The organism is Oscillospiraceae bacterium CM, assembly GCA_022870705.1.
In the GTDB taxonomy this organism is placed as follows: domain Bacteria; phylum Bacillota; class Clostridia; order Oscillospirales; family Oscillospiraceae; genus Sporobacter.
Genome location: CP072107.1, coordinates 793,658 through 806,813, shown reverse-complemented (window position 1 = coordinate 806,813; position 13,156 = coordinate 793,658). Strand labels below are relative to the sequence as shown.

The window sequence follows — 13,156 nt, the reverse complement described above, 5'->3', positions numbered from 1 at the left end:
TTGTATCACCTCAAAAACCGTTAATAATCTAAGCGGCGGGGGCGATACCCCCGCCTGAACATATTTAAGGCTGTTCCGTCATTCAGCGGCCATTTGCGCTAGACGGCTTCACGGTCACCGACGTCGGCTTCGTCCGGCAGCTCGACACAGGTGATTTCCGCCCCAAGTGCCTGGAGCTTTTCAACAATATCTTCATAGCCGCGCTCAATGTAACTGACGCCTTCTACCTCTGTCGTGCCGCTGGCGCACAGGCCCGCGATGACGAGCGCCGCCCCGGCGCGCAAATCGCTGGCTTTGACTGGCGCACCCGTCATACCGGCAACACCCTCTATAACGGCCGTTCTGCCGTTGACCTGAATCTGGCAGCCCATTTTTGCCAGCTCGTCAACATATTTATACCGGTTATCCCAAACGCCTTCCGTGACAACGCTTGTCCCGTCGGCCAAACACAAGAGGGTTGCCATCTGAGGCTGCATATCCGTCGGAAAGCCGGGATACGGCTGCGTTTTAATATTCGTTTTCAAGAGTGGGGATGACCGGCTGATCACAACGGCATCTTCAAGGTCGGTGACCTCGACGCCCATTTCACGCAGCTTGCCGGAAATACACTCCAAGTGCTTCGGGATGACGTTTTTGATGGTGACGCAGCCGCCCGCCCCGGCAGCGGCGGCCATGTAGGTTCCCGCTTCAATCTGATCGGGAATAATGGAGTAAAAGCCGCCCGTGAGCCTTTTGACACCCTTAATTTTGATGACGTTTGTACCGGCGCCGCGGACATCGGCCCCCATCGAGTTTAAAAAGTTAGCCAGATCGACGATGTGCGGCTCGCGCGCGGCGTTTTCAATAACGGTTCTGCCCTCGGCCAAAGCGGCTGCCAGCATGATATTGATCGTGGCGCCGACAGAGACAACGTCAAGATAGACAGACGCGCCCGTCAGTGTGCCGGGCGTTTCCGCGTTGACAATGCCGTTTTTAACGTCAAACGTTGCGCCCATTGCCGTAAAACCCTTGACGTGCTGGTCAATCGGCCGCACGCCGCCAAAGTTGCAGCCGCCCGGCATGGCAACGCTCGCCCTGCCGAACCGGCCCAAAAGCGCCCCCAGCAGATAGTATGACGCACGAATGCGGCGCATCATGTCGAATGTCGCCTCATGGGTTTTGATGCCTGTGCAGTCGATATCCATCGTGTGCCTGTTGACCGTTCTGATTTCAGCGCCCATCTGCTTTAAAATGTTCAGCAGCATCGTCACATCCGAAATCTGCGGAATGTTCTCGATACGGCAGACACCGTCGACCATCAGGGCCGCGGGAATAATTGCAACAGCGGCATTTTTTGCGCCGCTGATGATCACTTCACCATTCAGCGGTTTCCCGCCGTTAATGATGTATTTTGTCACAGGCTCACCCTCTCAACGATAAATCTTCGTTTACAGTATTACCCGATTATGAACGTTTTTTCGCCCAATTATACTATATGGAATATTTTTTTGCAAGATTAAACGATTTTACAAAATTGCACAAAATATTTTACAAAAACTGCTTATTAGCCAATAATACGCGCTGGGATGACCGTCAGGCGGCCGGTTCGAGGTTTCCCGTCTGCGTGTCATAGAGATACACGCCGGTGTCCGTCGTCAGCTGCCAGATCGGGCGGACGGTGGCGTCGCCATAGGCCGAAGAGGCAATCAGCAGATAGCGCGGCTGGGCGGCCAAAATTTTCGTACAGGTCACCCGGCCGGTCTTGACAGCGTTAAGCAGCACTGTGACGGCTGTTGACGCGGCTGTCATATCTGTTTTCTCATCGGTCTCTGAAAGCGCGTAAACACGTTTACCGCTGAGTGACGCAAGACTGCCGTTTTGAAATGTGAAAATCAGACGGCAGTTTACAATCGGCGTCCCCTGATAAGCGCAGACGGCCGTCACAATATCCTTTCCGCCATCCGACGCAGCTTCTAAAGAAGATGTCTCAATATCCAGAGTTTTCAGAAGTTTTTGTATCATAATGACAGCCTTGCCCGCATCGGCACGGACAACGCCAGCCTGGAACGTCACATTAAAATCGCCGCCGTTATTGAAAACAGCCTGCCCGTTTTGGCCGCTGTATGTGACGCTGCCGCCCTGCTCCTGTACGGCCGTTTCGCCCAAAAGCGCTTTGGCCATCGCCGCTTCACCGGCTGTATCTCGGCTCGTTTTCAACGTGTGCAGCACACCGCCTTCTTCAAGACCCGCGACATCAAGCGCCAGCCCGTTTTTTTTCACAAGTGCTTCAAGCGCCTGATGCTGATCTTCCCGGCTTTGCCTGTCTTCCAAGAGATGCAGCAGGTAAAAGGCCAGAAAAAAGACATTCAAAATCAGAAGCGATGCGATGATAACGTTTTTGATATTCGTGATTTTCACGTTTTTCTCCCGCCAATCAAGAATGCAGCGCTATCCACGCCGGTTCAAGCGTATATTCCCCGCTGTCGGTATAGCACAGAACGAATTCACCGCCCGCCGCCGCGGCTGCCTGCTTTTCCGGCATCAGTTCAACCCGCTTGTCTGTGACCTGAAAATTTTTGAAACGGAGCGTCATCTCCTCGATCACGCCGTTTTTAACAATCACATCGGCGGCATAGCCGTTTTTCGATAATCTGACGATACCACCGGCCACGATATAATTAAACGTCACCTCAAAAGAGCCGTCGTCACGCCGCTGCAAGGCATCGAAATAGACGGCGGCGTCTCCGCTGTGCCCGCCGACTGTCTCAGCGACGATGGCGCGCGCTTTTTCAATAACGGCACTGTCGCCCGCCGCCAGTGCTGCCGACGTATTTTTATACACGCGCTTGTACTGAATGGTCCCAGCCGCCATCACACGGATGGTAAAATCGTTTTCCACGTACACCTGCGTGCCATCGGATTCCTGATAACTCGGCGTGGCATGCGTACCGGCACCAAGCGCTGTGAGGACACCGGCAAGCGCGTTGTCATCCGTCAGCGGATTTGAAACCGCCACGGACGGATGGGCTGAGCTGTCAACGAACAAAAGCTGGTACAGACTGCTTGTATTGGCGCCAAGCGTCTCAAAGGCAAAGACGGCATTGCTTCCCCCGGCGGCAGCGGCGAGAGACGTGATGTTGAAACTGTCAACATCACTTGAAAAGAATCTGCCCGTCCCGCTGTCTTCAATATACAGGCGGCTTTTGCCGCCGACTTCGGCGACACAAAGGCGGCGGACAGTAACCCCATCCCATGTACCAGACATATCTGCGCCGAACCAGTCGTCAAGTACGGTGAGTTTGATCGGCGAAAGATATTCGTAATAAAGGCCGGGGGCTTTAAGCGCCGACTGCCAGTCAGAAACCGATATTTCGGACGGTTTTGATTTTGCTGATGCGGCAAATGCCGCCGTCACAATGCCTGATGATTTTTCATAAAGCGCGCCGATGGCGTTTAAATCATACTGAACGCCCGTGCGCACACCCGATTGATCGGTTACGGCAATGATGACGGGTTTTGCCGCCTCCGTTGTCTTATCAGCGCGCCCGGCACCGTGTTCCCCGCCGAAAAGAAAGCCCATTAGCGATGACACATCGTCTGCCAGACCGCCGGACGTGTTGCCGAAGAGGTTTGACTCCCAGCCCAGCGTGACGGCCGAGAAAAGCAAGAACACGATGACGGCGTTTTTAATTTTTTCCGTTCGACTTCCCTTACGCTTCACAGCTTGTTCCCTGAATCGGCAGCGTCACCGTCACCGTCGTTCCGTGACCCGCGGCGCTGTCAATCGTGATATCGCCGCCGTGGCGCACAACAATCTCCCGCGCAATCGACAGGCCGAGCCCTGTCCCGCCGGACTCTCTGGAGCGCGCCTTATCGACGCGGTAAAATCGGTCGAAAATGCGCGGTATATCGTCCGCCGGAATGCCGATACCCGTGTCATGGATACTGACCCAAACGCTGCTTTCAGACCGGCCGCTTGACACGGTAATTGTCCCGCCGTCGGGTGTGTATTTCAAAGCGTTTGTCAGAATGTTGATAAGCACCTGCTCAATGCGCGCCCTGTCGCCCGTGATGTCCGGCAGTTGCCCGTTGAGCTCGAGCTGCACCACGTGACCGCGCCGGGCGGCTTCCAGCGCAACCGCGTCATAAACATTCAAGACCGACCGCTCCAGCGAGAATTCTTCAAAAGTGAAGGTGCTGCTGCCCGCATCAAAGCGCGATAATTCCAGAAGGTCCTGCACGATTTTTGTCATGCGGTCGCTTTCATTTAAAATCACGTGCAGAAAGTCTGACTCCATTTCCGCCGGCATATCGGGGCAGTCCGTCAGCGTCTCGGCATAGCTGCGGATACTCGTCAGCGGTGTGCGCAGCTCATGTGAGACATTGGCCACAAATTCCCGCCGGAGCGTTTCGGACTTTTTGATTTCCTCCAGCGTCGTTTTAAGCTGCGAGGCCATATTGTTGAAGGTGTCGGCGAGGATACCGATCTCGTCGCCGGACTCAACCGTCAGTTTTTTTGAAAAATCGCCGCCCGCCAGTGCCTCGGCCGCTTTCGTCATACCGATAATAGGCTGCAGCAGCGTTTTCGACAGGATAAAGCTGAGCGCCACGGATATCACAAGCCCAATGCTGACAGCCTCGACGATGAGCGTGACAATCTCCCCGTTGAGGTCATGGACGGTCTGCTTGTTATCCCGAATATAAATGATGTATTGAACGGCGCCATCGTCGGAGGCGATGGGCACCGCCACATCCATAAACGACGCGTTGGAATCGCCCGTGAAGGTGGTGCTGCCGTTTAACGCTTTGAGAATATTGGGCGTTATTTCGACCGGCATGCTTTGGCGCACGTCCGATCGCGCGACAAGCGCCCCAGTGGTGCCGTCAAGGATGTAGTAATTCCGCGTCTCGGTGTCGATGCCGAGCTGCCCTTTGTAGGCGTCAAGCAGCGCTTGAAGCTTCTCGGCAGGGTTTTCCTCGCCGAGCGTATCGCGGAGGGCTGTGTACGTGTCACCGTCGGCAAAAAAAGCTTCCATCTGCTTGAAAAACTCGTCGGTGTAAAAGCGCTGGACGCCCTGAATGAGAAAGACACAGACGACCGTCATGAGCAGCAAAATGAGAATCAACATAATTGTGACGAATTTCCATCTCAGGCTTTTGCTCAAGTGTCCTCTCTCCATCCTTTAACCGGCGTACCGGATTTGTTTTAAATTCTCACGTTTTATGGATACACGCCGTCAGCCGCCGTAATAGTAGCCGACGCCGCGCTTTGTCATGATGTACTCGGGCTTTGCCGCGTCCTTTTCGATTTTTTCGCGAAGCCGCCGGACGGCGACATCGACAGCGCGGAGGTCTCCGAGGTAATCGTATTGCCAAACTTCGTGCAAAAGCTCCTCCCGCGAGTAAACCTTGCCCGGCTCGGCGTACAAAAATCGGAAAAGTTCAAACTCGCGCTGCGTGAGTTCGGCGCTCCGGCCGCTCACATAGACGTCATACCGCTCCACGTCAACGACGATGCCAACCTCTTTCACCGTTTCCGGCGGGGCGCTCTGGCCCGTCCTTCTGATATTGGCTTTGACACGGGCTAAAACCTCGCGCATTGAAAACGGCTTCGTGATATAGTCATCCGCGCCGAGCTCAAGGCCGAGAACCTTGTCCGTCTCCTCCTCGCGTGCCGTCAGCATGATGATGGGCGTTTTATAATCCGTTTTTCGAATGGCTGAACAGACCTCAAAACCGTTCAGGCGGGGCAGCATGACATCCAACAAAATGAGGTCGGGCGCGGCCTCGCTGCAAAGCTGGAGCGCTTTTTCCCCGTCAAACGCCGTCAAAATGTCATAGCCTTCTTTTTTGAGATTGAAACTGATAATGTCGACAATATTCTTTTCATCGTCGACAACGAGAATTGTCTTGCTCAAAGCCAACGCCCCTTTTTAAGATAACTGCTCGAGAAATTGCTTTGTCTTCATCAGGCCGATGATTGTTTTGGCGTCTTTGATCGCTCCGGCCATGATTTGAGCAATAAGCGCCTCCAGCGCGATGGTCTCGACGCTGAGAAACTCGTCTTCATCTAGGTGCATTTCGCCACGGACAAGCCCCGTCGCCAGATAGATGTGCAAAATCTCTTGCGAAAAACCGGGTGACGGATATATCGGCCCGAAATAGATCATCTTTTCAGCCTGACAGCCCGTCTCCTCCGACAGCTCTCGGATGGCACACTCAAGCGGGTCTTCGCCATATTCCAGCTTCCCGGCCGGTATTTCAAGCAGCTCTTCGCTCATACAGTAGCGGTATTGGCGCACCATGAGCACACCGTTGTCTTGCAGGAGCGGTACAATAGCAACGCCGCCCGGATGCTCGACGACCTCCCGGTGGGCTTCCTTACCGTTTTGCAGCCGGGCCATATCGTCCCGGACGCTCACGATGCGCCCCTGAAAAACGGTTTTTGACGATATCGGCTCCTCAAAAAAATTCATGGCGCTACCCCACTCGCCCGACCGGCGCCGGGCAGATTTTTTCAACATTATATACTAAAACGACCCTTTTTGGTAGCCCGTTTTTCGTGATAAGCCAATATCATGATAAAAGCGGCAATTCGTTTGCAATTTACCTTGAGTACATGCTATAATGATTGTTCATTGATTGCATTGGAGTTGTAAAGTTGAAACAATTGAGAAATGTGGCGATCATCGCCCATGTTGACCACGGCAAAACGACGCTTGTTGACGAGATGCTCAAGCAGTCCGGCGTTTTCCGTGAAAATCAGGCCGTCGCGGAGCGCGTGATGGATTCAAACGACCTCGAACGCGAGCGCGGTATCACCATCCTCGCCAAAAACACGGCCGTCGTCTATGACGACACAAAAATTAACATCGTCGATACGCCCGGCCACGCCGACTTTGGCGGCGAGGTGGAGCGTATTTTAAAAATGGTCAACGGCGTTATTTTACTCGTAGACGCGGCGGAAGGCCCGATGCCGCAAACGCGCTTTGTTCTGCAGCGGGCGCTGGAGCTCGGCCACCGCGTCATCGTCGTTGTCAACAAAATCGACAGGCCGGACGCGCGCATCGGCGAGGTCATTGACGAGGTTTTGGAGCTTTTGCTCGATCTTGACGCGACGGAGGAGCAGCTTGACTCCCCTATGCTCTTTTGCTCGGCACGTCAGGGCATCGCCTCTTACGCGCCAGAGCAGCTCGGCACCGATCTCAGACCGTTGTTTGAAACAATTGTTGGGTATATCCCCGCGCCAGAGACAGACGATAACGCGCCGCTACAGCTGCTTGTCTCGTCCGTTGACTACAACGAGTATGTCGGGCGGATTGCGATCGGGCGCATTGAGCGCGGCGTCATCCGCCAGAATCAGGAAATCGCCGTTTGTGACGCGCACGGTGAAAAGCCCGTCAAAAAAGCAAAGGCCGTCACCATCTACGAATTTGACGGTTTAAGCCGCACACCAGTGACGGCGTCGTCCGCCGGGAACATCATCGCCTTATCGGGGATTGCCGATATTACCATCGGTGATACGATTTGTGACACCGCTGCCATCGAGCCGCTGCCATTTGTCAAAATCTCCGCGCCGACAATGGAAATGACCTTCTCCGTCAACGACAGTCCTTTTGCCGGGCGCGAGGGCAAATTTGTCACAACGCGCAACATCCGCGACCGGCTGACAAAGGAGACGCTCAAGGATGTCTCCCTGCGCGTTGCCGAAATCGATAACAGCGACAGCTTCAACGTCGCCGGGCGCGGCGAAATGCACTTTTCAATCCTGATTGAGACCATGCGCCGCGAGGGATATGAGTTCCAGGTCTCTCCGCCGCGTGTGTTATACAAAGAAATTGACGGCGTTCTGCACGAGCCTGTCGAGCGCGTCGTCGTCGATGTGCCGGAAACGGGCGTCGGGGCTGTCATCGAAAAGCTTGGCGCGCGGCGCGGCGACCTCTTGGAGATGACGCCCGTCGGCAACCGCATGAAGCTTCAGTTTCTTGTCCCGTCGCGCGGGCTGTTCGGTTACCGAAACGAGTTTTTGACCGACACGCGCGGCGAGGGGATTCTCAGTTCCCTCTTTGAGCGGTACGAGCCTTTCAAGGGCGATATCAGCAGGCGCAATACCGGTTCGCTCATCGCTTTTGAAACGGGCGAGGCCGTCACCTACGGCCTGTACGGCGCGCAGGAGCGCGGCACGCTTTTCATAGGCGCCGGTACGCCTGTCTACGCGGGGATGATTGTCGGCGTTTCGCCAAAGGCAGAGGATATGTCCGTCAACGTCTGCAAGAAAAAGCAGCTGACAAACATGCGCGCATCAGGCAGTGACGACGCGCTGCGCCTCATTCCGCCAAAGATTATGAGCTTAGAGCAGTGCCTGGAGTTCATCGCCGACGACGAGCTTTTGGAAGTCACACCGCAGAATCTGCGCCTGCGCAAGAGCATTCTTGACCACAGCCTGCGTATGAAGGCGCTGAAGGGTGTTAAAAGCTAGCGGCGTTTGCCCCGAATTTTGCCTGAAACGCTTGAAAATTCATACGTTTTATGCTATAGTGCTCTAAACCCCTAGTAAGGCCAAGAGGGTGATTGTTTGAGCTTTACAACGAATTTAATTTTAAACTTCTATTCCTTGGCCGTGCTTGTCATCATCTATTTTCACGCCAAAATGAGCACGGAAAAAGAGCTGCTCCAGCAAAAACTCTTTATGATGATGCTCCAGCTGACAATTGTCCTGCTCTCATTGGATGTTCTCAGCCGGTTTGACGGGTACCCGGGCACCATTTATGTGGTCGCCAACTATGCGGGAAATTTCCTTGTTTTTCTCTTCGCGCCTGTTATGCCGTCGCTTTGGCTTCTCTATGTCTACAGTCAGATTAACGACGAAAAATTAAAAATCCGGCAGTGGGCAGCTGTTCTCACCGGCATTATCGCCGTCAACGCGGTACTTCTCGTTTTCTCACAGTTTTTCGGTTGGTATTACACGATTGACGCGGGTAATATTTATCAACGGGGTCCGCTTTTCTGGCTGCCCGTAACGGTAACGGCCATCTTAATGGTTTTGTCTTTTATCTATGTGATCGCCAATTATAAAAATATTGAACGAAAGCACCTGATATCGCTGCTGCTTCTCCCGCTCCTCCCGCTCAGCGGCATTGTTCTTCAGCTGATTTATTACGGGACGTCTCTCATCCTTAATGGGGCTGCTTTATCCATTCTCATTGCGTTTGCCACGATTCAAAACGACCGGCTGAATACAGATTTTCTGACAGGGACCTATAACCGCAAGGGCCTTGAATTCTACATCAGGCAAAAAATCAGCGCCAGTACCGAGAACCGCACTTTTTCTGCCATTCTTCTCGATCTTGACAATTTTAAGTATATTAACGACACGTATGGCCACAACACGGGCGACCGTGTTCTCGCAGCCACCGCGGACCTGCTCCGCAGCTGCCTCCGCTCGAACGATTTTGTCGCGCGGTATGGCGGGGACGAGTTCTATGTGATTCTCGACCTTTCCGACATGGAGGAGCTTGAAGCCATCGTCGGGCGGCTCAAGCGCTGTTTTGAGCAGTACAATGAACCCAGTTGCGCGCCATTCAAGATCGGCGTCAGTATGGGCTACGCCGTCTACAATTACCGCTCCCGATTAAGCGCCGAAGCGTTTCAGATTCATGTCGACAACCTCATGTATGAGAACAAGCGCGCAAACAAAAGCAGTATGCACCAGTTGGAGCTGCAGCTGCCTTAAGCAACAAAGGTCATACGCCGCGCGTATGACCTTTGTTATTGCGATACAAAATATTCTGATAGGTGTTTAAAATGAAATTGCGTCAGAAATGCGCGGTCTGCCCGCGGCGCTGCGACGCCGAACGCCAAGATGAGCGCGGTGACGGCGCCTGCCGTATGGGCAGACGCCCCGTCGTGGCAAAGGCTATGCTGCATTTTTGGGAGGAGCCGTGCCTGAGCGGCACAAACGGCTCCGGTGCCGTTTTCTTCTCCGGGTGCGCTCTCGGCTGCGTCTACTGCCAGAACAGCGCCATCAGTCTTGGCGGGTTCGGCAAACCGGTTTCCATAGCGCGGCTGCGTCAAATCTATGAGGAACTGATTGCAACGGGCGCGCACAACATCAATCTCGTCAACCCCACGCATTTTGCCGAGGCTGTCTTCGCATCCCTCGCATCCTCCCTGCCTGTCCCTGTCGTTTGGAATTCGGGTGGATATGACAGCGTTTCGACGCTCCGGCGGTTTGACAGCAAAATTCAAATCTATCTGCCGGACTTTAAATATGCCCTCACCGCCCCGGCGGCGCGCTATTCCGGCGCGGCTGATTATCCTGAGACGGCCAAACGCGCCATTGCAGAAATGTTCCGCCAGACGGGCCCATATGTCGTGGGTGATGACGGGTTATTGAAAAGCGGCGTCATCATCCGCCATCTTGTCCTGCCGGGTCAGCTGGACAACACACATCGCGTGATCGACTGGGTCTCGGAGACGTTCCATCACGGCGACGTCTTGTTTTCCCTGATGAGCCAGTATACACCGATCTCCAATCTTGAAAAATTCCCGGAGCTTTTGAGACGCCTAACGCCCGAAGAGTACGCGGCGGCAACGTCATATTTAGAATCCTCCGGCATTGAGGACGGCTTTTTTCAGGAGCTGTCTTCGGCAAAAGAAGAATACACACCGAATTTTGATTTAAGCGGCGTATAAAAAGGGCGGATAAAATCCGCCCTGACAAAGCACTAGGATGTTCGGTGCGTTATGGCACGATGGTGACGATTGACACCTCGAAGGCCGTCCGCTCATTTTGAATGTTGTTTTCCGTTTTTATGTAAGTCCGGCTTTGAATGCGCCCTTCAAGGGTAAGCGGTGCGCCGACCTTTAGGTCGGCCGTTTTTTCGGCCAGCCGCCCCCAGGCAATGCACGGCAGATAGTCACTGCGGCCGTAACGCCTGTTGACGGCGAGCATCAAATCGCAGATCTGCCGCCCCATCGGCGTTTTACGCAGGTTCGGGCGCTTGCAGAGAACGCCCGTGAGCGCCACGGTGTTCGTGTCCTCGTCGTCGGTGAACGTTAGCTCCTTGGCCAGAACACTGATGACAAGCCGGCTACCGTCACCGCGCTTATTGTTGAACGAGCGCAGCTCTCCGAAAACGGCCAGATGGCTGCCGCCGTCAACTTCAAGGGTCTCCAGCAGGTCCTGCCGGACGATCACGTTGATCGTATCGACATAGCCGGAGAGACGTTCGACTTCGAGTGGAAATGAAAAATAGTTATCGCTGCCACCCTGATGGGAAAACTTTGGCCGGTCTCCAACCGAACCGCACAGTTGGACAACATTATTCATCCCTTCCAAATCTGCCACCCCTTCAGCCGTGAGAAACGTCCGTCACGACCTCGTATCTGTGGACAGTATATGTGCGGGGGATGAGTGTTAGACTACCCGTTTGGCTCCGGCCGGTAATGGCCCAATATCAGCAGCGCGCCTGTAACCGCCAACAGGATATCCGGCCGCAGACCGCCTCTGATTTTAATTTCCTGCCGCTCGACAACGCCGCCCGACGCCGTCGGCAGCTCGCGCTGCAACGCCAAAACGCACGCCTCTTCACCGATGGATGAGAGCGTCAGCGTATTTTTCGGCGACATGCCGTAGGTGACGACGCAGTCGGCCTCAACACCGCTGCCACCGGCATCTCCCGGCAGCAGCAAGAAGCCGCAGCGCGTTTTTTCCGTCTGTCCGGTGCGTTCGGCCGACGACGACGGGGAGAGGACGAGGATATCGGGCTTGACCCGGCCAACATCAGCGAGTGTTCCGACTTTTCTGACGAAAAGGCTGTCGCCGTAGCTTTTTTCTTCCCCGAGTCTTACAGCAATCTGTTCGGCGATGTTTTCATCGCCAGTTTCAACGACCGTCAAGTCCATCATGCCTTCTTCCGCCTCCCGTGTATGACCTCACGAAAAACCCGCTGCCCGACAAGCTGCATGAGCCAGACGCCGGGAATTGACAGGAGCACCCAGAAAAGCGCGAAGACGAGGCAAATCTGGCCGAATAAATTGCCCCAGTTGCCGTCATAGCTCCAGACATGCCAGCCGAGCACAATGTTGACGAGAATGCCTGTCACAAATTCGACCGTTGTGATAACGGCACCGCCCATGATCCACTTTTTCCAGACAGGCTCACCCAGCTTGACGGCAATCAAATACAAAAACACGGCGCAGACGCCGCCCGCCAAGAGCATGGACCAATGCGTCCGCCCGCGCCAGAGAAGCTCCAACGCTCCGTAAACGAGACCGCCCGCCAGAAAGAGGGATGAAAATTTGAAAAAGACGGCCGGTGATCGCCTGCCTTTTGTCATACACGTGCTCCTTTTGCAGCTTTGTGACGTTTATATTCTCCTGATCAAACCGATTTATGCTCCTCACAGCACGAGAAAATTGCAATGTTTTTCTTGACAAACAGCGTCGCCCTTGTTAGAATAAACGGGTCAAAATAAAGCAGAACGGCATCCCCGTCCTCACCCGGCCGCTTGGCGTGCCGTGGTCAACATGGAACCTTTCCGGTATTTTGCCGGACAGCGTCGTCATGAACGCGGGTGCTTTTGGCATCCGCATTTTGTTTTGTCGGGTTTATTACAGGAGGTGCTTTAATATCAGCAATACGTCTTATCAAATTAATGAGGATATTCGTGACAAGGAAATTCGTCTCATCGGAGATGACGGGGCCCAGCTTGGGATCATGTCATCCGCCGACGCGATGAAGATCGCCTTTGAGCGCGAGCTTGATCTCGTGAAAATCGCGCCGACATCGACGCCGCCCGTCTGCAAGATCATGGATTACGGCAAGTATCGTTTCGAGCAGGCCAAGCGGGAGAAGGAAGCACGCAAAAATCAGCATATTGTTGAAGTCAAGGAAATCCGCATGTCACCCGGCATCGGCATCAATGACTTTAACACCAAGCTGAAAAACGGGCTTAAATTCCTGCAGGACGGCGACCGCCTGAAAGTCACGGTTCGTTTCCGTGGCAGAGAGATGGCGCACACCAACATCGGTGAGGATCTTTTAAAGAAATTTGCCGAAGGCTGTGCCGAGTTTGCCTCCGTTGATAAGAATCCGAAGCTGGAGGGGCGGTTCATGGCGATGTTCCTGTCCCCGAAGACAAAGTAATTTTTGATGAGATTTTTTCGCATTGTT

The 13,156-nt window shown here is 54.1% G+C and carries 13 protein-coding genes; 4 read left to right on the top strand and 9 right to left on the bottom strand.

Annotated features, from left to right (window positions below):
* Positions 1-98 precede the first annotated feature (98 nt).
* The 6 genes from IZU99_04085 to IZU99_04060 all read right to left on the bottom strand — a co-directional run bounded on the left by IZU99_04085 (position 99) and on the right by IZU99_04060 (position 6,455).
* Positions 99-1,397 carry a UDP-N-acetylglucosamine 1-carboxyvinyltransferase gene (locus IZU99_04085; protein ID UOO38439.1) on the bottom strand — a complete coding sequence of 433 codons (1,299 nt, stop codon included), beginning with the start codon at positions 1,395-1,397 and terminating at the stop codon, positions 99-101.
* 175 nt (positions 1,398-1,572) lie between these two features.
* Positions 1,573-2,397, bottom strand: coding sequence for a hypothetical protein (locus IZU99_04080; protein UOO38438.1), 825 nt, complete (start codon positions 2,395-2,397; stop codon positions 1,573-1,575).
* 16 nt (positions 2,398-2,413) lie between these two features.
* On the bottom strand, positions 2,414-3,700 hold the full coding sequence (locus IZU99_04075) for a hypothetical protein (protein ID UOO38437.1): 1,287 nt from the start codon (positions 3,698-3,700) through the stop codon (positions 2,414-2,416).
* Positions 3,690-5,159 (bottom strand): HAMP domain-containing protein, encoded by a 1,470-nt coding sequence (locus IZU99_04070; protein UOO38436.1) that lies wholly within the window; start codon positions 5,157-5,159, stop codon positions 3,690-3,692. The genes IZU99_04075 and IZU99_04070 overlap by 11 nt, the downstream gene beginning before the upstream one ends.
* Positions 5,160-5,216: 57 nt before the next feature.
* Complete coding sequence (locus IZU99_04065; GenBank protein ID UOO38435.1) at positions 5,217-5,897, bottom strand: response regulator transcription factor; 681 nt, start codon at positions 5,895-5,897, stop codon at positions 5,217-5,219.
* A 15-nt stretch (positions 5,898-5,912) separates the two neighbouring features.
* Positions 5,913-6,455, bottom strand: coding sequence for an NUDIX hydrolase (locus tag IZU99_04060; protein UOO38434.1), 543 nt, complete (start codon positions 6,453-6,455; stop codon positions 5,913-5,915).
* 170 nt (positions 6,456-6,625) lie between these two features.
* Here IZU99_04060 and typA point away from each other — a divergent pair, with 170 nt between their 5' ends.
* From typA to IZU99_04045, 3 genes are all read left to right on the top strand, one after another.
* A complete protein-coding gene (gene typA / locus IZU99_04055; protein UOO38738.1) occupies positions 6,626-8,458 on the top strand; it encodes a translational GTPase TypA in 1,833 nt (610 codons plus the stop codon).
* 96 nt (positions 8,459-8,554) lie between these two features.
* Positions 8,555-9,712 carry a GGDEF domain-containing protein gene (locus IZU99_04050; protein ID UOO38433.1) on the top strand — a complete coding sequence of 386 codons (1,158 nt, stop codon included), beginning with the start codon at positions 8,555-8,557 and terminating at the stop codon, positions 9,710-9,712.
* Between the two features lie 71 nt (positions 9,713-9,783).
* Complete coding sequence (locus IZU99_04045) at positions 9,784-10,674, top strand: radical SAM protein (protein ID UOO38432.1); 891 nt, start codon at positions 9,784-9,786, stop codon at positions 10,672-10,674.
* Positions 10,675-10,723: 49 nt separating this feature from the next.
* Here the strand turns inward: IZU99_04045 and IZU99_04040 are convergent, their stop codons facing one another.
* From IZU99_04040 to IZU99_04030, 3 genes are all read right to left on the bottom strand, one after another.
* Complete coding sequence (locus IZU99_04040; protein ID UOO38737.1) at positions 10,724-11,311, bottom strand: single-stranded DNA-binding protein; 588 nt, start codon at positions 11,309-11,311, stop codon at positions 10,724-10,726.
* Positions 11,312-11,403: 92 nt separating this feature from the next.
* Complete coding sequence (locus IZU99_04035; protein ID UOO38431.1) at positions 11,404-11,889, bottom strand: hypothetical protein; 486 nt, start codon at positions 11,887-11,889, stop codon at positions 11,404-11,406.
* Positions 11,886-12,320, bottom strand: a complete 435-nt coding sequence (locus tag IZU99_04030; protein UOO38430.1) for a hypothetical protein — start codon at positions 12,318-12,320, stop codon at positions 11,886-11,888. Before IZU99_04030 ends, IZU99_04035 begins: the two co-directional genes overlap by 4 nt.
* A gap of 227 nt (positions 12,321-12,547) precedes the next feature.
* On the opposite strand from IZU99_04030, the gene infC reads away from it, so the two are divergent.
* Entirely contained in the window at positions 12,548-13,129 is a 582-nt protein-coding gene (gene infC / locus IZU99_04025) for a translation initiation factor IF-3 (protein UOO38736.1), read from the top strand.
* Positions 13,130-13,156: the final 27 nt, after the last annotated feature.

What these genes read in the sequence shown, in the direction of transcription:
- IZU99_04045 (UOO38432.1), top strand. Translation starts at nt 9,784, where the DNA reads ATGAAATTGCGTCAGAAATGCGCGGTCTGCCCGCGGCGCTGCGACGCC.
- IZU99_04035 (UOO38431.1), bottom strand. Translation starts at nt 11,889, where the DNA reads ATGATGGACTTGACGGTCGTTGAAACTGGCGATGAAAACATCGCCGAA.
- IZU99_04030 (UOO38430.1), bottom strand. Translation starts at nt 12,320, where the DNA reads ATGACAAAAGGCAGGCGATCACCGGCCGTCTTTTTCAAATTTTCATCC.
- IZU99_04040 (UOO38737.1), bottom strand. Translation starts at nt 11,311, where the DNA reads ATGAATAATGTTGTCCAACTGTGCGGTTCGGTTGGAGACCGGCCAAAG.
- IZU99_04070 (UOO38436.1), bottom strand. Translation starts at nt 5,159, where the DNA reads ATGGAGAGAGGACACTTGAGCAAAAGCCTGAGATGGAAATTCGTCACA.
- infC (UOO38736.1), top strand. Translation starts at nt 12,548, where the DNA reads ATGAACGCGGGTGCTTTTGGCATCCGCATTTTGTTTTGTCGGGTTTAT.
- IZU99_04060 (UOO38434.1), bottom strand. Translation starts at nt 6,455, where the DNA reads ATGAATTTTTTTGAGGAGCCGATATCGTCAAAAACCGTTTTTCAGGGG.